The sequence below is a fragment of the Pectobacterium sp. 1950-15 genome (assembly GCF_037136835.1).
In the GTDB taxonomy this organism is placed as follows: Bacteria; Pseudomonadota; Gammaproteobacteria; order Enterobacterales; family Enterobacteriaceae; genus Pectobacterium.
Genome location: NZ_JBBBQR010000007.1, coordinates 17,347 through 43,409, shown reverse-complemented (window position 1 = coordinate 43,409; position 26,063 = coordinate 17,347). Strand labels below are relative to the sequence as shown.

The following is a 26,063-nucleotide window of genomic DNA, read 5'->3' as shown; positions in this document are numbered from 1 at the left end:
TACCCGTCATACTTCAGCTGAATATACGCTGGCTTTTGTCTATTGCAGATGCTTTTTATTGCAAATGAAGGTCACTCTGTGGAATACAGCTACAGCTAAGAATCTCGCCGTTTCCCCTGATGGCGCTTTGCTTCAGAGCAGAAACCTCTCCGCTGACTAACGTCAATTTACAGCACCCGCACAGTCCTGCACGGCAAGAGTAGGGGACCCGAATGCCCTGTTGCTCTAACTGCTCCAGTAAAATCTGCTGATTGTTCCCTTGTAACGCTTTTCCCTGATAGTGAATGGTGACGGCCTGTTCGCTTTTTTCGGGAACCGCAAGGCTTTCGACTACCTGACCAGAACCGTAAGGACGTGGCGGCTTGGTCGCTAAAACTTCCAGCGTATCGCCTACGCGAATGATACCCGTATTTCGGGCGACCAGATTTTGCCCAAAATCAACGTCGCCGTTTTCGGCAGTGCGGAACGATTGCAGCGTTGCCAGCGGTTCTCCTGATGGGTGCTTACGACCGCGTTCAATGCTGACGGTGGTGAAAATGCAGCGGCTACAAGGTTTGACGACGTCAAAAATAACCTCGCCAATACGAATGGTCTTCCAGCTGTCTTCAGCAAAGGCGTCCGCACCCGTTACCACCAGATTGGGGCGAAATTGTTCGATCTTAATACCGGCGGAACAGCGTTGGCGCAGGGCTTGAAATGATGCGTCATTGATTAACAAAAACGGATAGCCGTCAGCAAATGCCAGAGGAACGTCTGGATAATGCTTAACCCGCCGCGACGGTTCATTGCCCACCCAGCGCAGTTGGACGGCGCGCTGAAAATAATGGCTTAACCATGTGTTGATGGCATCGGGAGCGACGATCGCCGTAAAGTGCGTGCCCCAGACTTCCGTCGGCTGCGGTGCGGCGGTGAAATCGGCGAAGCGTATCGTGGCCGTTTGACCATCCGGTGCAGCAATAAACAGCCCGTCCGGCAGTAATGCCGGTGTAAACAGCACCATTTGTGGATACTGGCGAGCGGTAATAAATGTGCCATCCGATTCGGTAATCATGAAGGCACGATCGTTCGCCAAACCGCTGACAGACGCCATCGCGTGGGACAACTGTAGCCCCCGCATCGATTTTACCGGATGAATATAAAGCCGCGTTACGCCAATCACTAATCAGTTCCTTGCCAAAGTAAAACGGCAACTTTATGACAAGCGTCTGGGATTAGCTATAATGCGCCTCAATTTCTTTTTTTTTACATATTTTGGTGATAGTGACGACATGAATGCTTTGTTTGCCAGCACGGCGCGGGGACTGGAAGAGTTATTGAAAAGCGAACTCGAATCATTGGGCGCACAGTCCTGTACGGTGGTGCAGGGTGGTGTCCATTTTGAGGGTGACAACCGCCTGCTGTACCGGAGCCTGCTGTGGAGCCGTCTGGCGTCGCGTATTCTGCTGCCGCTGAATGAATTCAAGGTACATAGCGATCTGGATTTGTATCTGGGCGTGCAGGCCATTGACTGGTCAACGGTCTTCAGCATCGATAAAACCTTTGCCGTGCATTTTACCGGTACCAATGAAGATATCCGCAACAGCCAGTATGGCGCGTTAAAAGTCAAAGATGCGATTGTGGATAGCTTCACGCGTAAAACCGGGCAGCGGCCGGACGTGGCGAAACAGCAGCCGGATATTCGCGTTAACGTCTTTTTGCAGCGCGACACGGCCAGCGTGTCGCTGGATTTAAGCGGTGAGGGCTTGCACCAGCGCGGTTACCGCGATCTGGCGGGGCTGGCGCCGCTAAAAGAAAACCTGGCCGCGGCGATTGTATTACGTTCCGGTTGGCAAAACGGTACGCCTCTTGTTGATCCGATGTGTGGTTCCGGTACGTTGCTGATCGAAGCGGCGATGATCGCCTCCGATCGCGCGCCCGGTTTGCATCGCACACACTGGGGATTTAACGCCTGGTTAAAGCACGATGCCGAACTGTGGCGTGAAGTGACGTCGGAAGCGCAGCAGCGCGCCCGTCAGGGGTTGCAGACAACTACGTCACGCTTCTTCGGATCGGATAATGACCGTCGGGTAATTGACATCGCCAAAGCCAATGCACGTCGTGCAGGCGTGGCCGAACTGATTTCTTTTGGCGTCAAAGATGCGGCACAGCTACAGAACCCGCTGCCGGAAGGTCCTAAGGGTACGGTCATCAGCAACCCGCCTTACGGTGAGCGTCTGGAAAGTGAACCCGCGCTGATTGCCCTGCATAATATGCTGGGCCGTAAGATGAAAAGTGATTTTGGCGGCTGGCAACTCTCGCTGTTCAGCGCGTCGCCGGAGCTGTTGAGCTGTCTGCAACTGCGTGCTGAACGCCAATTCAAGGCGAAAAACGGCCCATTGGACTGTGTACAGAAGAATTATCAACTGGCAGAAACACAGAGCGAATCCGCAGGGCAAATCGCAGAAGACTTTGCCAACCGCCTGCGTAAGAACCTGCGCAAGCTGGATAAATGGGCGAAGCAGCAGGGGATTGAATGCTATCGCCTCTATGATGCCGATTTGCCTGAATATAATGTGGCGGTCGATCGCTACGGCAGTTGGGTTGTCGTACAAGAGTATGCGCCACCGAAAACTGTTGATGTTCAAAAAGCCCGTCAGCGCCTGTTTGATGTCATTAACGCGACGCTGAGCGTGTTGGAATTGCCGTCGAACCGTCTGGTGCTGAAAACGCGTGAACGTCAGAAAGGCAAAAACCAGTATGAAAAGCTGGCGCAGAAAGGCGACTTCCTGCTGATGGAAGAGTTTGGCGCCAAGCTGTGGGTCAACCTGACCGACTACCTCGATACTGGTTTGTTCCTCGACCACCGTATCGCTCGCAAAATGCTGGGTGAGATGAGCCGTGGCAAAGATTTCCTTAACCTGTTTGCCTACACCGGCACGGCGAGTGTGCACGCGGGACTGGGCGGCGCACGTTCAACGACGACCGTCGATATGTCACGCACCTATCTGGAATGGGCGGAGAAAAACCTGCGGGTGAATGGCCTGACCGGGCGTCAGCATCGCCTGATTCAGGCGGATTGCTTGTCATGGTTACATAACGCCAATGAACAGTTCGATGTGATCTTCATTGACCCGCCGACTTTCTCTAACTCAAAACGCATGGAAGAATCGTTTGATGTGCAGCGCGATCATCTGGCGTTGATGAAAGATCTCAAACGTCTGCTGCGTCGTGGCGGCACCATCATGTTCTCGAACAATAAACGCGGCTTCCAGATGGATAGCGTTGGCCTGACCGCGCTGGGGCTGAATGCCAAAGAAATTACCGCGCAGACCCAATCGCAGGATTTTGCCCGTAATCGTCAGATTCATAACTGCTGGCTGCTGACGCATGCCGGTGAGGAAAAGTAACCGATGTCTTTAATCAGTGTTTCAGGTGCGTGGCTGTCGTTCAGCGATGCGCCGCTGTTGGATAACACCGAACTCCATATCGAAGAGAATGAACGCGTTTGTCTGGTTGGACGTAATGGCGCGGGCAAATCAACCCTGCTAAAAATTCTGGCCAAAGAAATCCCGCTGGATGATGGTCGTATTACCTATGAGCAGGATCTGATTGTTGCGCGTTTACAACAGGATCCTCCGCGTGATGTTGCGGGTAGCGTCTTTGATTTTGTCGCCGAAGGGGTGGCCGCGCAGGCGGGTTACCTGAAAGATTACCATGCCATGCTGCGCCTGGTAGAGAGCGACCCGAGCGAAAAGAACCTGAATCAGCTGGCTAAGTTGCAGGATGTTCTGGAGCATCAGGGCCTGTGGCAACTGGAAAGTCGCATTCACGAAGTGCTGGAACAGCTTGGTTTGTCAGCCGATGCGCCATTGGCGTCGCTTTCTGGCGGCTGGCTGCGTAAAGCGGCGCTGGGTAGAGCGCTGGTGAGTTCACCGCGTGTGCTGCTGCTGGATGAACCGACCAACCATCTGGATATCGAGACGATTGACTGGCTGGAAACTTTCCTGAAAACGTTCCAGGGCAGCATTATCTTTATCTCCCATGACCGTTCGTTTATTCGCAACATGGCAACCCGCATTGTCGATCTTGACCGAGGCAAACTGGTTTCCTGGCCGGGCAACTACGATAAATATCTGGAAGGGAAAGAAGAAGCGCTGCGGGTGGAAGATCTGCAAAATGCGGAGTTCGATCGCAAGCTGGCGCAGGAAGAAGTGTGGATCCGTCAGGGCATCAAAGCCCGTCGTACCCGCAACGAAGGCCGTGTACGTGCGCTGAAGGCTATGCGTCAAGAACGTGCTCAGCGCCGTGAAGTGATGGGCTCGGCGAAAATGCAGGTTGAAGAGGCCGCCCGCTCCGGCAAGATTGTATTTGAGCTGGAAGACGTGAACTATCTGGTTGATCAGGGCCCTCAGGGTGAAAGGAAAGTCCTGGCGCGCAATTTCTCCGCTCAGGTACAGCGCGGCGACAAAATTGCGTTGGTGGGGCCGAATGGCTGCGGTAAAACCACGCTGCTAAAATTGATGCTGGGTGACCTGGAACCGATCAGCGGCCGCGTACATTGCGGGACGAAGCTGGAAGTCGCCTATTTCGATCAGCATCGTGCCGAACTCGATCCAGAACGTACGGTGATGGACAATCTGGCGGAAGGTAAACAGGAAGTCATGGTCAACGGTCGCTCACGTCATGTACTGGGCTATTTGCAGGACTTCCTGTTTCACCCCAAACGCGCCATGACGCCGGTAAAAGCGCTGTCAGGCGGGGAACGTAACCGCCTGCTGCTGGCGCGTTTGTTCCTCAAACCCAGCAACCTGCTGATTCTTGATGAACCGACCAACGATCTGGATGTGGAAACGCTGGAACTGCTGGAAGAGTTGATCGAAAGCTATCAGGGAACCGTTCTGCTGGTCAGCCACGATCGTCAGTTTGTCGATAATTCGGTGACCGAATGCTGGATTTTTGAAGGTGAAGGCAAGATTTCTCGCTTCGTCGGTGGATATTACGATGCACAGCAGCAGCGTGCTACGGCAACGCCCCTGAGAACGACGACTGCGCCGGCGGCGGCTACAACCACGACGGCAGCGAGTACCGCACCGTCCGCTAAACGCAGCACAGGAAAATTAAGTTATAACCAGCAGCGCGAATTAGATCAGTTGCCGCAACGTCTTGAGCAACTGGAGCAGGACATTGCATCGTTGCAGACGCAGATGAATGATGCGGGTTTTTTTAGCCGCCCACGTGAAGAGACGCAGCAGGTCTTAAACGCTCTGGCGGAAGCGGAAAGCGCGCTGGAAACCTGCTTCGAACGTTGGGAAGAGTTGGAAGCGCAGAAAAACGGCTAATCCACGTGATTGCATGACCCCATCAAGGCGGACGTAATGTCCGCATTGATGGGGTTTTCAGTCATACGCTGACGAGTTTTGAAGGAGATAATGCGTGTGTTCCCATCACGATAGGCATGACCCTGGTCTTCAACCAAAACAAAGTCATCAACATGAGCCTGCACATGGGCACCGCTATGAACACGAACATCATCACCATGATGACTATATGCTTTGCCCGCAGTGCGACCTGCTGGTGGAACTGCCTGAACTCTTGCACGGCCAGAAGGCGACCTGCCCACGTTGTAAAACTGCACTAACCAGCCGACAGACGGAACCACGCAAGCGGCCGGTTGGCTACGCGGTGAGCGCGCTATTCATGCTATTGCTGGCAAACCTCTTCCCCTTCGTTTCTATGCGCGTGGCGGGAATCACCAGCGAAATTACCCTGATACAAATTCCCAAAGTGATGGTGGCGGAAAACTATGCCAGCGTCGCGACGCTGTTTATGCTTTTTGTTCAGTTGGTTCCGGCCTTAAGTATGCTGACCCTCATTCTGCTTTGTCTGCACGCCTCGCTGCCGCTGGCGTTGAAAAAAAGCATGGGTAAGATGCTGTTCCATCTCAAAAGCTGGGGAATGGCGGAGATTTTTCTGGCTGGCGTGCTGGTCAGTTTTGTCAAACTGATGGCCTATGGCGATATCGGCATCGGTACCAGTTTTATGCCTTTTGTCCTGTTTTGTCTGTTGCAACTGCTGGCTTTCCAAAGTCTCGACCGCCGCTGGTTATGGAATGACATCGTGCCACCTCCGGCCTTGCCTGCGCCCCCGGTCTTGGGGGAAAGCGGGCTATCGCAAGGGCTACGCTCGTGCTCATGTTGCACCGCTATTCTGCCAGCCAGTCAGTTAATCTGCCCGCGCTGCCACTCACGTGGACATGCTCGCAAGAAGCATAGCCTGCAATGGACGCTGGCCCTGCTGATCACTTCTGTGATGCTGTATATCCCCTCGAATCTGCTGCCGATCATGGTGACTGAAGCCTTCGGCGATCGCATGGGATCGACGATTATGTCGGGTGTCATCCTGCTGTGGGGAATGGGATCTTACCCTGTCGCGATGGTGATTTTTGTCGCCAGCGTCATGGTGCCATCGCTAAAAATGTTGGCCTTAGGCTGGCTTTGTTGGCAGGCCAACGGCAAAACCAAAAAAGCGGAAGACAGCGAGCGGATGCATGTCATCTATGAGATGGTTGAGTTTGTCGGACGCTGGTCGATGATTGATGTGTTTGTGATTGCTGTCCTGTCTGCGATGGTGCGCATTGGGCGCCTGATGAGTATTTATCCCGCCGTTGGGGCGGTGCTGTTCGCGGCCGTGGTGATTTTGACCATGTTTGCCGCGATGATGTTTGATCCCCGTTTGTTGTGGGATCGTCGCAATGATGTTCTTCATAAGGAGCCTGCCGTTGGCGAAAGATAATCATGCCGTTGCGGATGTAGAAACGATTAAACGCTGGTCGCCGGTCTGGATTGTGCCGATTGTCACGGTGCTAATCGGCGCCTGGATACTGTTTTACCATTTCAGTCATCAAGGGCCACAAATCACGCTGATGACCAGCAACGCCGAGGGCATTGAAGCGGGAAAAACTGCGATCAAGAGCCGTAGCGTAGACGTTGGGGTGGTAGAGAGCGTGGTACTGAGCGACGACCTTCATCAAGTGGAAATTAAAGCGCGTCTGCATGACGGCATGGAGAAACTGCTAAAGCAGGACTCCGCTTTCTGGGTGGTGAAACCACAAATTGGTCGGGAAGGGGTTTCCGGATTGGGGACGCTGCTATCCGGCGCGTACATTGAGCTCCAGCCCGGAGCCAATAAGGATGAGAAACGCGAGTTTACCTTACTGGATGCGCCGCCGCTGGCCTCGCCGGATGCGAAAGGCATCAGGGTGATACTGGACAGTGAACAATCCGGGCAATTGAATGCGGGCGATCCGGTCCTGTTCCGCGGCTACCGTGTGGGATCGGTGGAAACCAGCGAGTTCGATCCGAAAGCGCGTAAGATGCGCTATCAGCTGTTTATTTCAGCACCGTATGACGGGTTGGTCACCAGCAATGTTCGTTTTTGGAAAGACAGCGGCGTTGCATTTGATATGTCGGCACAGGGTATGCGTGTCGAAATGGGCTCGCTGACCACGCTGTTTAGCGGTGGCGTCAGCTTTGATGTCCCAGCCGGATGGGAACTGGGTGATGCGGCCAAGACCATGGCGCAATATCGGCTCTTTGATAGTCAGCGTAGCATTCAGGACTCGCTGTATACCGAATATAAAGAATATCTGCTGTTCTTCAGCGAATCGATCCGGGGCTTACAGGCGGGGGCTCCGGTTGAATTTCGTGGTATTCGACTGGGTACGGTTGCCGAAGCGCCATTTTTCCCAAAAAATATGAAGCAGGATCTGGATGATGATTATCGCATTCCGGTGCTGATTCGTATTGAACCCGATCGCTTCGAGAAGAAGATTGGCGGCTCGTTTGATTTTGAACAGCACCTAAAACAAGCCCAATCGCTGGGACTACGCGCCTCGATGAAGTCGGCTAACCTCCTGACGGGCGCGCTCTATATCGATTTCGATTTTTATCCAAAAGAGAAAGTGGATAAAAATCTATTGGTTCTGGATGGCTATCCAATTCTGCCTACCATTGACGGCGGTCTGTCACAGATCCAGCAGAAGCTGATGGCGGTGTTAGATAAGGTGAACAACCTGCCGCTGAATCCGATGGTCAATGAAGCGACGAAGACGCTGACGGAAAGTCAGGCCACGCTGCGTGAAATGCAAAAAACGCTGGCGACGCTAAACAAGCTGACGTCCAGCAAAGCGATGCAGGATCTGCCGGAAGACATGCAAAAAACGCTGCTTGAACTGAATCGCAGTATGAAAGGCTTCCAGCCCGGTTCACCGGCGTATAACAAGATGGTGGCGGATATGCAGCGGTTGGATCAGGTGTTGCGAGAGCTACAGCCTGTGCTGCGTACCCTGAACGAGAAAAGCAACGCCTTGGTGTTTGAAGCCTCGGGTAGCCAGGATCCTCAACCGAAGAGGGCAAAACAATGATGAAAGCATGGACACTGGCTTTGGTGTTGGTGTTGAGCGCGTGCAGCAGTAGCAATACGCAGAAAACGTATTATCAACTGCCGATCATCGCGGATACCAATACAGTGCAGGTTGCGGTGACTCAGGGTCACCCGCTTTGGGTTGAACATGTCAGCGTGGCGGACTACCTCGTCAATGCAGGCTTGGTCTACCAGACTAACGACGTGCAGTATGTCATTGCCAGCAACAACCTGTGGGCCAGCCCTCTGGATCAGCAATTGCAGCAGGCGCTGGTGACGAACCTGGGGCATAAACTGCCCGGTTGGGTCGTGACCACACAGCCGCAGGGAAGCGATCAGGCGGTGCTGAACGTCGCTGTTACGGGGTTTCATGGCCGCTATGATGGCAACGTTATCGTACGTGGAGAGTGGATGCTGACCTATCAGGGAAAAGTGGTTAAGCGCCCCTTTAGCGTAGTGCTGCCACAAACGGAAGACGGCTATGACGCGTTGGTCAGAACGTTGGCGCAAGGCTGGCAGCAGGTTTCTCAGTCGGTTGCCCAGCAGGTAGCGGCGCTGAACTAGCTGTTACTTGGCAAGAATCGTTACAGGTGCTCGGTATCGTCCGATCATAATTTGAAACAATGACGTTTCTAAAAAATCAGGCCTCTAAAGATGTAATGCTGTGATTGCATTACGTTTTTAGAGGTTTTTTATTATTTTCAATTGGTTACGATTTTTCGTTATTGAGTGGGGAAAATTCCTATTTTGGATCACAAATATGACACTGGCGTGAATTTTGCGCCTTGACCTTTGGCGACAGAATCGGTATTGATAGTCTGTGGTTGCTTATAAAGTAATCATTGTTTTCTTTCCACCAGATAAATAATGAGGGAAATAAGGCATGAAGAGACAGAAACGCGATCGCCTGGAACGGGCTCATTCACGTGGTTATCAAGCAGGTATTGTCGGTAGACCAAAGGAATTTTGTCCTTATCAATCAATTAATGCTCGGTCTTACTGGTTGGGAGGCTGGCGAAAAGCCATGGAAGACAGGGCTGTTACCGCTTAGCGCGCCTTGTCATTAGAGGGAACGCCTCCGCTTTTGCGGAGGCTTTTGTTTTTAGGGGCCAAATGCCCTGATTCTTCTTCTCTCTGTTCGTCGATGTAAAGCCATCGACAGACACGACCTACGAACGTCATCAACGCACGTCATAGACAGACACGACCAATAAACCTGTCAGGTTTCAGATAACGATCTGGGGTGTTGTCATTTCTGTAACGTTATTTACCTATTAATTTCGATTTCGATCATTTTTATCATGATTTTTAGTCTTTATTGTTCGATATCGTCTTTATATTGAGTGAATAGGGTGATTTTTCATTATTTTTTGTTAAAAAATCTATCATTACTACCTGGATGGTATGGTTCAGAACGCCAATGTAGTGTAATTTTTTATTCGGAATTTTCTGAAAAGCGGTTAGAGAGAAATATATAGTGAAATTACGAACCAGAATTGCACTGCTATGCGGTACGACCTTGTTAGGGATGTTAATTTTATCTGCGGTGGCGCTGAATACGCTCTATAAAACGATGATGAGCGAACGCATCGGCCAGCTTTCTACGTTAGTTCAACTGGCTCACTCGGCGGCACAAAAGGCATATGACCTTGAAAAAAGCGGTCAGCTGTCGCACGAGGAAGCGGAAAAAGAGGCTAAACGCGCGATCGGCAGTTTCCATCAGGGCGATCGCTATTTCTTCGTGCGCGGTTACACGAATGATGTGAACTACGTTCATCCTAATCCTAAACGTATCGGCATCATCGACGCCAATGGCGGCAAAGAGGCAGGGGAACGCTATCGTGCTTCGCTTCAGGGCAATACGATCGGCACCGTGATTGCTGAAGGGACGCGCCCGGGGCAGCAGAATAAGGTTGAGAAACTGTATGCCGTCATTAAATTTGAGCCTTGGGACTGGACGATTGGGTACGGTGATTACATTGACGATATCCAGCAAACATTCTGGCGCAATGCGCTGATCCTGTTGTCCTTAGGGTTGGTTCTGCTGTTAATCATTTCCGCGTTTGCGTGGAACATGTTCCGTACGCTGATGCGTCAGCTTGGCGGTGAGCCGCAGTATGCCGTGGATGTCGTACGCGAAATTGCGGAAGGTAATTTACGCGTCGATGTTGAAACAAAGCCGGGCGATCAAACCAGCATTCTTTACGCTATCCGCGCGATGCGCGACAACCTGTCGCATCTGGTTAATCAGGTTCGCAGCAGTACCAACTCCATTGCTACTGCTTCAACACAAATCGCATCAGGTAACGGCGATTTGTCTGCGCGTACTGAGTCGCAGGCTAGCGCATTAGAACAGACGGCTGCGGCAATGGAACAACTGACCGCGACGGTGAAACAGAATGCGGACAATGCACGCTATGCGAATGAACTCGCGGTATCAGCGTCGGACGTGGCAGTGCGCGGTGGTGACGTTGTCAGCCGGGTTGTCGTGACGATGGACTCCATCAGCCTGTCGTCGCGTAAAATTGTGGATATCATCGGGGTTATCGACAGCATCGCTTTCCAGACAAACATTCTGGCGTTGAATGCGGCGGTAGAAGCGGCACGCGCCGGTGAACAAGGCCGTGGCTTCGCCGTGGTCGCGAGTGAAGTCCGCACGCTGGCGCAGCGTTCGGCATCTGCCGCCCGGGAAATTAAAGGCCTGATTGATGACTCTGTTGCCAAGGTGGGTGAGGGCACGGATTTCGTGAAGCAGGCTGGCGATACGATGAGTGAGGTTGTTGAAAGTGTGCATCGCGTCACGTCCATGATGGGTGAAATCAGTGTGGCGAGCGCAGAGCAGCGTTCCGGGATTGAACAGGTCAATCTCGCGATATCGCAGATGGACCAGAGCACTGAGCAGAACGCTGCGCTGGTTGAGGAAGCGCTGGCGGCGGCACACTCACTGAGCGAGCAGGCACAGGAATTGTCACGCACCGTTGAACAATTCCGCGTCGATGAGTCTGCGGGCAACTATTTGGCGCTAGGGGCAAGATAGCTGCAACGAAACGGCAGCGTTCAGGCAGTATCGAACTTTGCCGACGTTTTTCATCAGTCATGACATAAGATTGAACCCGACACATATGTGTCGGGCTGTTCTTAAAACCAGCGATCAGCTTAAGTCTCTCACTCGTTGCTGGAGGGAAAATCTTCAGAAAGACTCCCAGTCTTCTTTATTCGCTGGCGGCAGCGCCGCGGGTTTCAGCCTGGCAGATAATTGTGTGCCAGATGATGGACGACTTTGCGTCGTGGGCTCCGTTCCCAGCCTGAATACTGAGATCAGTTGTGACAACTGATCGGCCTGTTGCTCCAGGGAAGAGGCCGCAGCAGAAGATTCCTGCACGAGAGCGGCATTCTGTTGAGTGGTAGAATCCAGTTCTGTCACAGCTTTACCTATCTGATCAATACCTCGACTCTGCTCTTCAGATGCACTCGAAATTTCATTCATGATCTCACTGACATTGGTGACTGAGGAAATGATCTGTTCCATAGTGCCTCCCGCTTTATTCGCCATTTCTGATCCGGTGTGCACGCGTTGGACTGATTCCTGTATGAGACTCTCTATTTCTTTAGCTGCCTGCGCACTACGTTGTGCAAGGTTTCTTACCTCACCGGCGACAACCGCGAAGCCCCGGCCTTGTTCACCGGCCCGTGCCGCCTCTACCGCCGCATTCAACGCCAGAATGTTCGTCTGGAATGAGATGCCATTAATCACGCTGATTATTTCAGTAATTTTCTTCGAACTTTCAGTGATCACACCCATAGTATTGATCACATCCCAAACAATTTTGCCACCTGAACGGGCGTGGTTTGCGGCCACATCAGCAAGATGACTGGCTTCACGGGCATTATCTGCATTACGTTTTACGGTTGAGGTTAATTCTTCCATGCTGGCTGCAGTTTCCACAACGGCGGATGATTGCTCTTCAGTGCGTGATGCCAGATCTGTGTTACCTGCAGAAATTTCTGATGATGCCGTAGCGACATGCATGACAGATTCTTTGATCTGAGAAATCATCTCGCGTAACCGCTGATTCATTACCGCCAAAGCGGTAGTCAGGCGACCTAGTTCATCGGAGGGCTGAGGTTCAATTACGGCAGTCAAATCACCATCGGCAATATATTCGGCAAGGGTCAGGCTGTTCCTTATTTGGCGGGTCATCTGGCGTGTAATTAGCCATGCGACTAATAGGCCGATTACAACTGCGCACAGCGCAACCAGTGCTGTCATGGATATCACTTGCTGGGTGGTATCCAGGTTTTTTTGAGTTTGTGACGCTACCAAATTTTGTATCGTGTTAGTGAGTTTTTCGGCAAAGCCCGTTAGTGCGTTAGCAGCATCTTGTGACTGCTGAAGTGCTGCAGAATAGTTATTGACATTGTTTTTAAGCGTATTAAGAAACAGTTGTGCAGCTTTTTTATCTGCTTCGGTTAGCTGTAGATTTTCTGTCGTTAACAGATTCAAAGCAGAACGGTAATCTGCCTCAAAAATATCCTGTCCGCTTTTTCCGCCAGATGACTGTATCTGAAGCACGTCGCTCCACAAGCGATTGAGTACATTCAGTAGTATCAGGTCCTGCTTTGTGGATTGTTCATGAGTGATTAACAGCTGATTCAATTTGTCCAGTACAGACTTCTGTTCTGGTGCTGTCAACATTTTAGACGTATCCACTAATTGGCGTTCAAATTTGACAAAAGTATCCCGTGCATCGGTATAGGCAGAGATGGTGTTTCTTAAGTCATTGAATAATGTTCGTGTGTCTGCTTCCCATGCGAAGCTTTCCCCTTGTACCGCCTTGCTATACATTTTATCAACAGCAACTTTATTTGCCTGAATGACACTTTCATCGTGATTAATTTGATAGGCAAGACGGTTTCGCCGTGCGGTGTTCAATTCATCATTGATTTCACCGATCAATGCCCCCTTTAGCGCATATTCCCGGATGTTAACTGATTGCTGTATACTGAAAGTTGATGAGATAATAATAATTATTATCAATATGGCAAATCCGCCGAACAGTTTGGCTGCAACGGAAAGGTTTCTGAACCCTGAAGAAAGGTATGTCATAGATATATCCTCAAAAATATTTTCATTTTAAAACATGCTAATGACTAGAATTGTTGGTTTTCTACGTGGTTTGTTAGTTTTTTGTGTTTTACTCTAATGGAAGTTTCATTATTGTTTATCGCGATGCATGAGATAAAATAATTCATTCATTATGTTTTCGGATACAGATTAATAATCTTTAGTGCTCATTTAAAATAAATAAAGCGTTTAAAAAAAACAGCTTCTTACGTATTTTTAAGAATGGTTTTCATCATGATTCAATAAAATCATGATGTTGTCTTTTAGCTTGAGGATATAAATCATTCTATGTGTGATTTGTTTTTTTGTTAATCGAATGTGATTTTACTCACAGCCGAAACGTTGATCCCTGATGTTGGCGTAATGTGAGCATAGTATGGGGGCGATGCTCTATCCAGTTGATACCTATATTTATTTTTACTTGAAGTATTATCTTTATTATTCAATGATATAACGCATATTTTAAAAGTGAATAAGAAATATTTTTTTATTTATAAAAATACCTAAAGCAAGGCACGAAATATGCTCCACTGAATAGTGAAGGTTTCAGGAAGATGGCGTGATTTCGTTAAAGAGAGGTGAGCCTAAGTAAAATGCTGATTTCAACAGTTTCAGATGAGATAACCCCCTGTGATTTCACGTTAATAAATTGTGAATTGCTGTCTGGCTTATGAATGACGGTGCTATAACTCATAAAGACTGAGTGAGCAGGTGCTGGTATCAGAGAATGTCTTGTGGAAATTCAGGAGAGTGTTGCTTATGGGGTTCCCATGATGGTATTTATACTTATTTTCAGCATTCGTTTTGCTCTTCTTATCCCTGAGTTATTTATTACTATGTTAATAATTTTTTCTTGGTTTATTCTCGTAATACTTCAGTAAGTACAGGGGACAAGACTGACAGTAATATCGAGGAAAATCTGTTTTTTCTGCGCGATGCTTTATGGATGGCTTCTATTTTGTAGAGAATCAGTCAGTTAATGTGCAGGCCGTCGTTGGCGGCGGGACCTTGTCATTTTATCGAACCCAGTTTGTTCCATCACTATAAAAGAAAACGCCCCTGACTTGCGTCAGGGGCCGCTCGGTGTACGTATGTGGGGGATTGACTCGCGGCGTCCTGCCGCTCGCCCTGCGGGCCGCCGTTGGCGGTCCAAAACGCCAGTCCTGTCGTTTTGTCGAACCCTGTCAAGGCTTCTCATCCGTTCCAACGATATAAAAGAAAACGCCCTTAACGCAAGTTAAGGGCGTTTTCTTTTATATGGCGGTGAGGAAGGGATTCGAACCCTTGATACGTTTTCACGTATACACACTTTCCAGGCGTGCTCCTTCAGCCTCTCGGACACCTCACCGTGGTCTCGCCGTATCGCATATCAGCGGACGGCGCTAATGTAGGTAAATTGCCGAACAGCGTCAACAAACTTCTGCATTCAATACGCGCGATTAGCTAAAGTTAACGCAATTTGTTGCTTTGCTCACCGTTTTTGCGCTTGCCTTCCATTTATTCCCCCGTCGTTACGCAAAAACCGGATGTTTCATTTGTGTTAATCATGCGTTGTAATTCCGCTCACTGGCTGCGGAATACCCCCGAAAATGGTATGCTGACTGGCAAACGCTGACCCAGGAGAACCTATGTATCCCGTCGATTTGCATATGCACACCGTTGCCAGTACGCACGCTTACAGTACCCTGCATGATTACATCGCTGAAGCACAGCAGAAGAATATCCGCCTGTTCGCCATTACCGATCATGGCCCAGATATGGCAGATGCGCCGCATTACTGGCACTTCATGAATATGCGCGTTTGGCCGCGTCTGATTGATGGCGTCGGTATCCTGCGCGGTATCGAAGCGAATATAAAAAACATTGAAGGCGATATCGACTGTACCGGACCCATGCTGGATCAGGTGGATGTGATTATCGCGGGCTTTCATGAGCCGGTTTTTCCACCACAGGATAAAGACACGCATACAACGGCGATGATCGCGACCATGGCACGCGGCGACGCACATATCATTAGTCACCCCGGTAACCCGAAATTTCCTGTCGATATCCGCGCCATTGCGGAAGCAGCTGCGAAATACAACGTGGCGCTGGAGCTGAATAACTCCTCTTTCATGCATTCGCGCAAAGGCAGTGAACCAAACTGTCGGGCGATTGCGGAAGCCGTGCGTGATGCCGGTGGGTTACTTTCTTTAGGTTCTGATTCCCATATCGCGTTTTCTCTGGGAGACTTTACCCACTGCGAACGTATTTTGCAGGAAGTAAACTTCCCGCAGGATCGGATATTGAATGTAAGCCCTCGGCGCGTGTTGGATTTCCTCGAACAGCGGGGAATGCCTGCTATCGCTGAACTTGCTGATTTGTGACATTGTCACTTAAAAGTACTGTCACTTAAAAGTACTGTCACTTAAAAATACTGTTACTTAAAAAACAAACAGGGTTATCAATGAACGAGTTTTCTATTGTGTGCCGCCTATTGGGCACGCTGTTTTATCGCCAGCCGCAGGATCCTTTGCTGACGCCGTTGTTCACGCTGATTAAAGAGGGGAAATTGGCGCAGCACTGGCCGTTGGAGCAGGATGCCTTGTTGGCCCGTTTGCAAAAGGGATTGGATTTACCCGCGATGGAGGCGGATTATCAGGCGCTGTTTGATAGTGAGAACGGCTCGGTTTCGCCGCTGCGCTCGTCCTATGAAAGTGATACTGATGATGCGGAAATCCGTACCTTCCTACAACAGCGCGGCATGCCGTTAAGTGACGGCGCGGTTGGTCATTTCGGTAGTTTGCTGCTTGCGGCGTCATGGCTGGAAGATCAGGCACAAGAAGACGAAACGGCGGCGCAGATTACCCTGTTTGATGAATATCTCTTACCGTGGAGCGATCGTTTTCTCGGGAAAGTAGAAAGTCACGCTACCACCGCATTTTATCGTACGCTGGCGATCGTTTGCCGTGAAGCGCTGGAAGCCATGCGAGATGAGCTGGGTGAAAGCGATGAAGACGACGACGAGTCGGAAGCAGAAGAATAATACGCTGGAATGAAACCCCGCAGTATGAAAACGAGTACGCCGATAGCAGACATGATGTGTGCTATCGGCGAGTTGGTGTTAGTCAGTAAACAGGATAACGATCTGGCCAGGTTTGATTTCGATGCCTTTCGCCATCTTCTTCGCCAGCGATTCCGTCGTGCTCTTATCTGCATTCAACACGTAAGCCGGTTTTTGATCAAAATAGCTTTTCAGCGATTGATTGAGGTAAGGGCTTAGCGTTTTCATTACCGTCTGCATTTTTTCCGGTTGAACGGTGTAATCGACCAGTTCCATGTCTTTCAGGTAAATCGCGCCTTGCGTTTTATCAAATACTGGCTGTGCTTTCAGGGTCAGCTTCATATCAGCAGCCTGATTGCCCAACAGGGACGAAATATCGACCTTGGCATTGCCCGCTAGCGTGACTTTCCCCGGTTCTGCCCGACCAATCTGGCTGGAGAGCTCGGTTAACACGATATGCGCATCCACCACGCCAGGCACGCCCAGCTGTTTCTGGTAATCATTGTGCTTTTGCAGGTACTCATTCACTTCCTGTTCACTGAGCGTGTATTGCGTGAGTTTATTACAGCCGCTGAGTGTAAAAGCCAGCAGCACTGCGGCCGCTGCCATCCATCCTGATTTTTTCATTATTCTGACCTCTTAATGCTATTGACGCGCACAATCTACTCATAGGTGGCGTGTGTTCATACGGGCAATCTATTTGTGTTAGCAATCAACACGATTACACATCGGCAGCGTGCGCCTGATGTACAGGGTAAACAATAGGATAGCACTGAAATAGCGGGGAAACGCCGCCTCATGACGAAGCGGCGGAGTAAAATCGAAGAGCTAGATTGCCAGACTGCTGAGCAGCGTGACCTGAGTCTGTTTTGCCATGTTGTCCCGATAGCCTGCAACGCGCGAAGGAGGCGTGACGCCCGCCACGATAGACAGCGATCGGAGCAGCGGGAAGAGGTCGATATCGTCCGTCGATAGCACGCCATTACAGGCGTTTGGTTGGACAATCAGCGGATCGAGATCCTGTAAGTCATTGTTCAATTTCTTAATCAACCCCTGAGAATGACTCAGGTGGTCAGCAAAACTGCCTAGCTGGGCTTCCTTCTTATTAATAAAGTATTGCCGGGCGGAAGCGGAGGCAAATTCTTCAAAGGCTGCCTGAGCGAAGCGAGGGATAATCAGGCGCGGCGTATACTCGGTGACTTTACGCAGCCAGGCGGTGATGGCGGGATTAGTGGAGCCGGTCAGCAGCGGCTTGCGATCGTAATTATCAATAAAATGAACAATGTCCATGCTTTCAGGCATGTGGCTGCCATCGTCTTTTTGCAGAATAGGCACCATTTTCTGGCCGATCAGCCGCTCTGGTGTTGCAGCATCATCATTCGCCAGTATTTGCAATTCGACAGGGAGATTTTTCAGGCCGAAGATCATGCGTGCTTTAACGCAGTAGGGACAGTGATCGTAAATGTAGAGCTTCATACGTTGTCTCCTTAATCACAGGGTATAGACAAAGGCCGCGGTGCGGCCACGCGAGTAACCCATCATCAAACAAAGTATACCGAGCGTGTGAGAAGGCCTGCGACGAAACAATTGTTTGAATGTATTAGGAAAGTATAGAAGGGCTTTACCGACGAGATCAAACTCGTCGGTAAAATTCAGACTAATGGCCGCCCAGCATCGCAGGTTCGATGCGGCGTTGATTGAACTGCCAATACAGCGCGGCTAACGTCAAGAACCCGATAGTGCCGAGCATAAACCACGGCAGTTCCGGCTGGTTCAAGGCATGTCCGGTATCGAATAACCAACCGCCGCCGCTGTAGCCAATCGCGCCGCCAAGCGCCAGCCCAAGTCGGCTGAATCCCATATAGCTGCCTCTGGCTCTGGAATCTGCCAGCGAGGCGCTCAAGGTTTCACGCGCGGGTTCGGCGATAATCGATCCAATATAAAACAGACTGATCAGCATCAGCAGGGTTTGCAGCTCTGATGTCATCCCGATTGGGAACATGCTGACGGACATGATGAAAAGCCCCGCCATCAGACGTTGTTCCAGACGGAAGCGCTTCTCGCTCCAGCGAGCGATAGGGTACAACAGCGTCAGCGACAACGTTGCTTCAATGGCGTACATCCATTTCACCGCAGACGGCGTTCCGGCGATTTCGTTGACCATAATGGGCAGCATCAACAGCACCTGCACGGCCAGCATGTAGTAACCCGTCAGGGTTAACACATACATCAGGAAACGGCGGTCGCGAATAACGCGCGTCAGGCCTTCCCGTATCGGCGTCTTGACCGTTGAGATGCGATAGGCTGGCAGCAGCCAGGCATTGAGCGCCGCCGCGAGAACGAAGATGACGGCACCTGCCCAGCAAACGATCTCAAAATCGTACTGGAGCAGCCAACTACCAATGAGGGCGCCGATAACAGCACCTGCGCTGTCCTGCATCATTAACAGCGAGTAAAAACGGCCGCGTTCCTGTGGACGAATCAATTTGATGACCAGTGCGGTGCGCGGCGGATCGAAGAGGGTGCCGCCGAGGCCGGATAGCGCACAAGACAGCCAAAGCAGCCAGGGTTCGTCGGCAATTGCCATAAAAACAAAACCGGAGGCGCGTAGCAGCATCCCGGTAATAATCATCGGTTTGGCGCCAAACCGGTCAGCAATGGCCCCGCCGAAAATACCGAGCCCTTGCTGAATAAACTGACGCAATCCCAATGCGATACCGACTAATAATGCAGCCCAGCCGAGATCGTCGACAAAACGAATGGAAATAAGGGGAAAGACAACAAAGAATCCCAGAACCACCAGCATATTATCGAGTAATAAAAAATATTTACCCAAGCTCCGAGCTTGCGACATCAGAGGCATGTTTCACCACAACGAAGAAAGGAGGAAAATAACAGACGTGACTATTTTGTACTCTAATTCGACTTTGGTATAGCCTATTGTTGGATAATATTTTTTTATCGATTTAACGTTATCCGAGTAGCATTTCGGCGAGAAAAAATGGCTTTCCTGATGCAACTGCGCAATAACTCGGCGACGAGGATTTTACGTCTATGAATTTATGTGGTTATAGTAAGGATTATCGGAAATACCGATATTTTCTGCTTATGTGAAATAGTGATTTTTCCAGCGGCGATGAATTTTACTTATCGATAACATGGAGAGGTAGGGGGAAAAATGTTTGGCTACCGTTCAACGCCAGCAAGAGTGCAATTGACAACCGACAGGCTGGTGGTGCGTCTGGCCCATGAACGTGATGCATGGCGTCTGGCTGAATACTATTCTGAAAACCGTGATTTCCTTAAGCCGTGGGAACCCGTGAGAGACGCCAGCCATTGCTATCCATCAGGCTGGCAGGCGCGGCTGAGCGTGATTAACGATATGCATAAGCAGGGTAGCGCCTATTACTTCCTCCTGTTGGATCCGAATGAAAACGAAGTGTATGGCGTGGCTAATTTTAGCAACGTGCTGCGAGGATCGTTTCACGCCTGCTATCTGGGCTATTCGCTCGGCCAAAAATGGCAGGGGCAGGGGCTGATGTACGAAGCGCTGCAACCGGCAATACGTTATATGCAGCGTCAGCAGCATATGCACCGCATCATGGCTAACTATATGCCGCATAACCAGCGTAGCGGAAATTTACTGGCGCGTTTGGGGTTTGAACGTGAGGGCTATGCGAAGGATTATCTGCTCATTGACGGCAAATGGCAGGACCATGTATTAACCGCGCTGACCAACGCAGAGTGGAAGTCTCCGCGTTAAGGAAAAATGATGAAATACCAATTGGATGCTCGTGAAGCCCGCGTGATTGGCTGTATGCTGGAAAAGCAGATCACGACACCGGATCAATACCCGATGTCGTTAAACGGCATCACCACGGCCTGTAATCAGAAAACTAACCGTGAACCCGTGATGGAACTGAGTGAAAGCGAAGTGCAGCAAACGCTGGATTTACTCGTGAAGAAGCATTTCCTGCGCACGCTCAGCGGTTTTGGTAATCGTGTCGTGAAGTATGAACATCGTTTTTGCAATTCTGAGTTTGGCGACCTGAAACTGTCGCCAGCGGAAGTGGCGCTGGTGACGACGCTGCTCTTGCGAGGCCCGCAGACGCCAGGTGAACTGCGTACGCGCGCGGCCCGACTGTATGATTTTTCAGATGTCGGTGAGGCTGAATCCACGCTTGAACAGTTGCAGCAGCGCGACGACGGGCCGTTTGTCGTCCGTCTGGCGCGGGAAGCGGGTAAGCGGGAAAGCCGCTATCGACACCTTTTCAGCGGTGAGACCGGTGATGCGGCGACGCCTGAAGCGGAAAGCACAAGCGATGATACGCATCCGCTGACTGAACGCGTTGAGGCGTTAGAAAAAGAGGTCGCTGAACTCAAACGTCAGCTTGCCGCGCTGTTAGCGTAATGAATCTGTATCAGGGAGAAAGTCGGTTATGAAGCCTCAGATTACGTCTGCGGAACGCGTCTCAGAGAGGAACATCGTTACCCAACGCCCTCGTATCGGCGTTGTCGGGCTGGGTTCTATCGCGCAGAAAGCGTATTTGCCGATTCTTAGTCAGGCCGAGCGCTGGGAACTGGTCGGTGCCTTTTCTCCCGATCGGCAAAAGACGCAGCGGATTTGTCAGCACTATCGGATGACGAGTTTCTCCGCGCTGGACGAGTTGGCAGCACAATGCGATGCCGTCTTCGTGCACAGCAGCACCGCCAGCCATTTTTCTGTTGTGAGCCAACTGCTGAAGGCTGGCGTCGATGTTTATGTGGATAAACCGCTGGCAGAGACACTGGAACAAGCGGAAGCGCTGGTCGCGTTGGCGGAACAACGACAAAAAATTCTGATGGTCGGTTTTAATCGTCGTTTCGCGCCGTGCTATCAGCAGTTAAAACAGCGGCTGGCTCAGCCTGCATCCCTGCGCATGGATAAACACCGGATTAATGGCGTTGGGCCACAGGATGTGCGTTTTACTCTGCTGGATGACTATCTGCACGTGGTGGACACGGCGCTCTGGCTGGCGGGCGGCGAGGCCAAACTGATTGATGGCGTCTTGCATGCGAATGCGGGCGGCCAACTGCTGTATGCCGAGCACCATTTCCAGAGCGGTCGATGTCAGGTGACGACCAGCATGCATCGTCAGGCTGGAAGCCAGCGGGAATGGGTGCAGGCCGTGACCCACGGCGGGCTCTACCAGGTGGATGAGATGCGTGAATGGCGTGAAGACCGCGAGGGGATGACGCTCCGCCCGGCAGTACCCTCCTGGCAAACCACGCTGGAACAACGCGGATTTGTCGGTGCGGTGCAGCATTTTATGGCGGCAATTGAACAACGGAAACCAGCGGAAACATCAGGTAACCAGGCGTTGCTGTCCCAACGCATGATTGAAAAATTGCTGGGAAAAAGCTGAAAAGTTCAGCGGTTATGACAATGTGCGGTAGCTATTACTCGCGCAATGCGTAGACTAGTCGCACCTCGCAATCAGGATGGCCTCAACGGGTTACTAATCGGTCCTGAACCGTTCAGAATATAATCGGATGAATTTACTTAAATCACTGGCAGCCGTCAGTTCCATGACCATGCTATCGCGCATTTTAGGGTTCGTGCGCGATGCGATCGTCGCCCGTATTTTTGGTGCAGGTATGGCGACGGATGCCTTCTTTGTGGCATTCAAACTGCCCAACCTGCTTCGCCGAATTTTTGCGGAGGGCGCATTCTCACAGGCTTTCGTGCCCATTCTTGCCGAATATAAAAGCCAGCAGGGTGATGAGGCGACACGAACCTTTCTCGCTTATGTTTCCGGTATGCTAACGCTGATTCTGGCGTTGGTCACCGTCGCGGGGATGGTTGCTGCGCCCTGGGTCATCATGGTGACCGCTCCCGGTTTTGCCGCGACGCCAGAGCGCTTTGAGCTGACCTCGGATCTGTTAAGAGTCACGTTTCCCTACATTCTACTGATTTCGCTGACCTCTATGGTAGGGTCGGTGCTGAACACCTGGAACCGTTTCTCGGTGCCGGCGTTTGCTCCGACATTGCTTAACGTCAGCATGATTGGCTTCTCGCTGTTTGCCGCGCCGTATTTTAACCCACCGGTGATGGCGCTGGCCTGGGCGGTGTTGGTTGGTGGTTTACTGCAACTCGGCTACCAGCTACCGCATCTGAAAAAGATTGGCATGCTGGTATTGCCACGTCTGAAATGGCGGGAACCGAGCGTCTGGCGAGTCATGAAGCTGATGGGGCCTGCGGTTCTGGGCGTCTCGGTGAGCCAGATTTCGCTCATCATCAACACCATTTTCGCGTCCTTCCTCAGTGAAGGTGCGGTGTCATGGATGTATTACGCCGATCGACTGATGGAGTTTCCTTCCGGTGTTCTGGGCGTGGCGTTGGGAACGATCTTACTCCCGTCGTTGGCGAAGAGTTTTGCCAGTGGCAATCATGACGAATACTCCCGTCTGATGGATTGGGGGCTCCGCCTGTGTTTCCTGCTGGCGCTGCCGAGTGCGGTGGCATTAGGTATTTTGGCTAAACCCTTAACGGTGTCGCTGTTCCAGTACGGTAAATTTAGCGCCTTTGATGCGCTCATGACTCAGCGGGCGCTGATTGCTTACTCGGTTGGGCTGATGGGATTGATTGTCGTCAAGGTGCTCGTGCCCGGTTTTTATTCCCGGCAGGATATTAAGACGCCAGTCAAAATAGCGATCGTCACGCTGATTCTGACGCAAGTTATGAACCTGATCTTCATCGGCCCACTGCAACATGCGGGTCTGGCCTTGTCCATCGGTCTGGCCTCCTGCCTGAATGCAGGGTTGCTGTACTGGCAACTGCGTAAGCAGGATATTTTCCAGCCGCTGCCGGGCTGGCGGGGGTTTCTGGTTCGCCTGTTGACGGCAGTTATTGTGATGTCGCTGGTTTTACTGGGTATGCTGTGGTGGATGCCCGCGTGGGATGACGGCAATATGACGATGCGAATCCTGCGTTTGCTGCTGGTTGTGGTCGTGGGTGCGGGCTCTTATTTTGCCACGTTGGCGCTGTTGGGATTCCGCCCTCGGGATTTCGCCCGCCGTAGCGTGTAACAACGGCAAATCGTTATTCGGTTGTTTTTTGCCTGCAACGCAAAACGCCATTGGTGGCAGCACCAATGGCGTTTTTTTGTCACTTGATGAAGAATTACATCTTCTCGACGGTTTCGATGCCCAGGGTATCCAGACCTTGCTTCAGCGTCTTCGCCGTCAACAGAGCCAGTCTCAGACGGCTTTGGCGCACGTCGTCACTTTCGGCATTGAGGATCGGGCAGTGCTCGTAGAAACCGGAGAACAGACCCGCCAGATCATACAGGTAGCCACACATCACATGCGGCGTGCCTTCACGGGCGACGGTGGTGATGGTTTCTTCAAATTGCAGCAGGCGCGTGGCAAGGGCAAATTCGCGCTCATCGCTCAGCGTAATCGGCTGCGTTAAGCTGTCTTCCTGTATGCCCGCACGCTTGAAAATAGACGCGACGCGGGTGTAGGCGTATTGCATGTAAGGTGCCGTGTTGCCTTCAAATGCCAGCATGTTGTCCCAATCGAAGACATAGTCTGTGGTACGGCTTTTCGACAGGTCGGCATATTTGATCGCACCGATAGAAACTACTTTCGCCAGTGCGCTTAACTCATCACTTTCCATTTGTGGATTTTTCTCTGCGATGAGTTTCAGTGCGCGATCGTAGGCTTCATCTAACAGCTCGGACAGTTTGATCGTCCCGCCTGCACGCGTTTTGAATGGCTTGCCGTCTTTGCCCAGCATCATACCGAACATATGATGTTCCAGACTGACGGAGTCAGGCACATAGCCGGCTTTACGCACGATAGTCCAGGCTTGCATCAGGTGCTGATGTTGGCGGGAGTCGATGTAGTAAAGCACGCGATCGGCGTTCAGGGTTTCATAACGGTATTTGGCGCAAGCGATATCCGTTGTGGTGTAGAGGTAGCCGCCATCCTTTTTCTGGATGATGACGCCCATCGGTTCGCCTTCCTTGTTCTTATATTCATCAAGGAAAACCACCGTAGCGCCTTCACTTTCTACCGCCAGACCTTTTGCCTTCAGATCGGCAACGATACCCGGCAGCATGCTGTTATACAGGCTTTCCCCCATCACATCCTGCTTGGTCAGCGTGACGTTGAGGCGTTCATAGTTAATCTGATTCTGTGTCATGGTGATATCGACAAGCTTGCGCCACATCTGACGGCAGTATTCATCACCGCCTTGCAACTTCACCACGTAGCCGCGTGCGCGTTCGGCGAAATCGGCATCGTCGTCGTAGTGTTTCTTCGCTTCACGATAGAACGCTTCAAGATCGGACAGATCCATCTCGCTGGCGTTTTCGTTTTGCATTTTTTCAAGGTAGGCAATCAGCATGCCGAACTGCGTACCCCAGTCACCGACGTGGTTGGCGCGAATGACATTGTGGCCCAAAAGCTCCAGCGTACGGGCTGATGCGTCACCAATAATGGTTGAACGCAGGTGGCCGACGTGCATTTCTTTCGCGACGTTAGGGGCAGAGTAGTCAATCACGATCGTTTGAGGCTCAACGGGAGTTAAACCCAGTTTTGGTGCATTCAGGGCGTTCTCAACCTGGCTCGCAACCCACTGCTTATCGAGAAAAATATTAATAAATCCCGGGCCTGCGATTTCTGTTTTTTCCGCAATGCCCTCCAGCGCCAAAAGTTGGACGACTTTTTCGGCCAATTGTCGCGGCGGCATGCCCAGTTTTTTTGCCACGGCCATAACGCCATTGGCCTGATAATCACCAAACTGTGCTTTTGCCGACTGACGAATCTGAGCTTCGCTGTCTGCTGGCGCGCCCGCGGCGGTTAACGCCTGGCTGACTTTTTCGGAGAGAAGAGCCTGAATATTCACCGGTTTACCTTAAATAAAAAATTAAGCCTTGCTTATACCATATTTGCCTTTCTTCGTCAGCAGATGGGGAGGCTCAACGGGATGTTCAGGCGAAAAAACACCCGCCAGGCGGGATATGAAAAAGGAACGATGATAGGAGAAAAAGAGACAAGGAGAACACGACAAAAAAAGAGAATGTGGTTTTAGGTAGAATAAAAATAAATCAAAATTACAATCTTAACGTTTTCTTGAACGACCATTTACACCAATTTTATGTGAGTCTCTGGTTTTAAAATGACGAAAAATAGCGTATATCGCAATAGCGATAAGCGCGATGGATATAATGAGTAAAACCATGATGATATCTCTGTGTTATTATTTGTTTTCTTAATTTATACGTTTTCTTTTAGGCGTTCAATGGGGCGACTCTTATTTAAGATTCCTCCCAGAATAGGTTGCGAGACGTATCGCAGATTAACGCCGAGTAAAAAACATTTCCGTTTATTAATCAAACGACGTGGTTATCTTTTCTTTACATTTAATGCGTTTCACGTAACGGAGGTGTAAATAAATGTACAGGGAGAAAAGTGGAATTTAATTAGAATGTGTCACGGGTGTGATAT

Annotated in this window: 19 protein-coding genes and 1 tRNA gene; 13 read left to right on the top strand and 7 right to left on the bottom strand. The window is 50.9% G+C overall.

Features of this window, described 5'->3' with window-relative positions; genetic code table 11:
- Nucleotides 1-55: 55 nt before the first annotated feature.
- Nucleotides 56-1,159 (bottom strand): YcbX family protein, encoded by a 1,104-nt coding sequence (locus tag WCT94_RS09855; RefSeq protein WP_336869385.1) that lies wholly within the window; start codon nucleotides 1,157-1,159, stop codon nucleotides 56-58.
- A 109-nt stretch (nucleotides 1,160-1,268) separates the two neighbouring features.
- On the opposite strand from WCT94_RS09855, the gene rlmKL reads away from it, so the two are divergent.
- From rlmKL to WCT94_RS09820, 7 genes are all read left to right on the top strand, one after another.
- On the top strand, nucleotides 1,269-3,386 hold the full coding sequence (rlmKL, locus tag WCT94_RS09850; protein ID WP_336869383.1) for a bifunctional 23S rRNA (guanine(2069)-N(7))-methyltransferase RlmK/23S rRNA (guanine(2445)-N(2))-methyltransferase RlmL: 2,118 nt from the start codon (nucleotides 1,269-1,271) through the stop codon (nucleotides 3,384-3,386).
- 3 nt (nucleotides 3,387-3,389) lie between these two features.
- On the top strand, nucleotides 3,390-5,318 hold the full coding sequence (locus WCT94_RS09845; RefSeq protein WP_336869382.1) for an ABC transporter ATP-binding protein: 1,929 nt from the start codon (nucleotides 3,390-3,392) through the stop codon (nucleotides 5,316-5,318).
- Nucleotides 5,319-5,412: 94 nt separating this feature from the next.
- Nucleotides 5,413-6,771, top strand: a complete 1,359-nt coding sequence (gene pqiA / locus WCT94_RS09840; protein WP_336869380.1) for a membrane integrity-associated transporter subunit PqiA — start codon at nucleotides 5,413-5,415, stop codon at nucleotides 6,769-6,771.
- Complete coding sequence (gene pqiB / locus WCT94_RS09835; RefSeq protein ID WP_431889606.1) at nucleotides 6,731-8,401, top strand: intermembrane transport protein PqiB; 1,671 nt, start codon at nucleotides 6,731-6,733, stop codon at nucleotides 8,399-8,401. Before pqiA ends, pqiB begins: the two co-directional genes overlap by 41 nt.
- Complete coding sequence (pqiC, locus tag WCT94_RS09830) at nucleotides 8,398-8,964, top strand: membrane integrity-associated transporter subunit PqiC (RefSeq protein WP_336869377.1); 567 nt, start codon at nucleotides 8,398-8,400, stop codon at nucleotides 8,962-8,964. The genes pqiB and pqiC overlap by 4 nt, the downstream gene beginning before the upstream one ends.
- Before the next feature lie 319 nt (nucleotides 8,965-9,283).
- The gene (gene rmf, locus WCT94_RS09825) at nucleotides 9,284-9,451 is read left to right on the top strand and encodes a ribosome modulation factor (protein WP_010276992.1); all 168 of its coding nucleotides are present in this window, start codon (nucleotides 9,284-9,286) and stop codon (nucleotides 9,449-9,451) included.
- 426 nt (nucleotides 9,452-9,877) lie between these two features.
- Nucleotides 9,878-11,437 (top strand): methyl-accepting chemotaxis protein, encoded by a 1,560-nt coding sequence (locus WCT94_RS09820; RefSeq protein ID WP_336869375.1) that lies wholly within the window; start codon nucleotides 9,878-9,880, stop codon nucleotides 11,435-11,437.
- 153 nt (nucleotides 11,438-11,590) lie between these two features.
- On the opposite strand, the gene WCT94_RS09815 is transcribed toward WCT94_RS09820, so the two are convergent.
- Together WCT94_RS09815 and WCT94_RS09810 are read right to left on the bottom strand one after the other, a co-directional pair.
- A complete protein-coding gene (locus tag WCT94_RS09815) occupies nucleotides 11,591-13,507 on the bottom strand; it encodes a methyl-accepting chemotaxis protein (RefSeq protein ID WP_336869373.1) in 1,917 nt (638 codons plus the stop codon).
- A gap of 1,276 nt (nucleotides 13,508-14,783) precedes the next feature.
- A tRNA-Ser gene (locus WCT94_RS09810) sits at nucleotides 14,784-14,873 on the bottom strand.
- Between the two features lie 280 nt (nucleotides 14,874-15,153).
- Between WCT94_RS09810 and WCT94_RS09805 the strand changes: the two genes are divergently transcribed.
- Nucleotides 15,154-15,891: a phosphatase gene (locus WCT94_RS09805; protein ID WP_336869371.1), complete on the top strand. Its 738-nt coding sequence runs from the start codon at nucleotides 15,154-15,156 to the stop codon at nucleotides 15,889-15,891.
- An 80-nt stretch (nucleotides 15,892-15,971) separates the two neighbouring features.
- Entirely contained in the window at nucleotides 15,972-16,550 is a 579-nt protein-coding gene (locus WCT94_RS09800; protein WP_336869370.1) for a TorD/DmsD family molecular chaperone, read from the top strand.
- A 78-nt stretch (nucleotides 16,551-16,628) separates the two neighbouring features.
- Here the strand turns inward: WCT94_RS09800 and WCT94_RS09795 are convergent, their stop codons facing one another.
- The 3 genes from WCT94_RS09795 to mdtH all read right to left on the bottom strand — a co-directional run bounded on the left by WCT94_RS09795 (nucleotide 16,629) and on the right by mdtH (nucleotide 19,431).
- Nucleotides 16,629-17,195 (bottom strand): lipoprotein, encoded by a 567-nt coding sequence (locus WCT94_RS09795; RefSeq protein WP_015840047.1) that lies wholly within the window; start codon nucleotides 17,193-17,195, stop codon nucleotides 16,629-16,631.
- A 201-nt stretch (nucleotides 17,196-17,396) separates the two neighbouring features.
- Nucleotides 17,397-18,044: a glutaredoxin 2 gene (gene grxB, locus WCT94_RS09790; protein ID WP_336869368.1), complete on the bottom strand. Its 648-nt coding sequence runs from the start codon at nucleotides 18,042-18,044 to the stop codon at nucleotides 17,397-17,399.
- 181 nt (nucleotides 18,045-18,225) lie between these two features.
- Nucleotides 18,226-19,431, bottom strand: coding sequence for a multidrug efflux MFS transporter MdtH (mdtH, locus tag WCT94_RS09785; RefSeq protein WP_336869366.1), 1,206 nt, complete (start codon nucleotides 19,429-19,431; stop codon nucleotides 18,226-18,228).
- 315 nt (nucleotides 19,432-19,746) lie between these two features.
- Here mdtH and rimJ point away from each other — a divergent pair, with 315 nt between their 5' ends.
- The 4 genes from rimJ to murJ all read left to right on the top strand — a co-directional run bounded on the left by rimJ (nucleotide 19,747) and on the right by murJ (nucleotide 23,636).
- Nucleotides 19,747-20,331, top strand: coding sequence for a ribosomal protein S5-alanine N-acetyltransferase (gene rimJ / locus WCT94_RS09780; RefSeq protein ID WP_225087889.1), 585 nt, complete (start codon nucleotides 19,747-19,749; stop codon nucleotides 20,329-20,331).
- Nucleotides 20,332-20,340: 9 nt separating this feature from the next.
- Nucleotides 20,341-20,979: a YceH family protein gene (locus tag WCT94_RS09775; protein ID WP_336869364.1), complete on the top strand. Its 639-nt coding sequence runs from the start codon at nucleotides 20,341-20,343 to the stop codon at nucleotides 20,977-20,979.
- Nucleotides 20,980-21,007: 28 nt separating this feature from the next.
- Complete coding sequence (locus WCT94_RS09770) at nucleotides 21,008-21,973, top strand: Gfo/Idh/MocA family protein (RefSeq protein ID WP_336869363.1); 966 nt, start codon at nucleotides 21,008-21,010, stop codon at nucleotides 21,971-21,973.
- A 127-nt stretch (nucleotides 21,974-22,100) separates the two neighbouring features.
- Nucleotides 22,101-23,636 (top strand): murein biosynthesis integral membrane protein MurJ, encoded by a 1,536-nt coding sequence (gene murJ, locus WCT94_RS09765; RefSeq protein ID WP_336869362.1) that lies wholly within the window; start codon nucleotides 22,101-22,103, stop codon nucleotides 23,634-23,636.
- A 94-nt stretch (nucleotides 23,637-23,730) separates the two neighbouring features.
- Here murJ and argS read toward each other — a convergent pair whose 3' ends face one another.
- Complete coding sequence (gene argS, locus WCT94_RS09760) at nucleotides 23,731-25,461, bottom strand: arginine--tRNA ligase (RefSeq protein ID WP_336869360.1); 1,731 nt, start codon at nucleotides 25,459-25,461, stop codon at nucleotides 23,731-23,733.
- Between the last annotated feature and the right edge of the window lie 602 nt (nucleotides 25,462-26,063).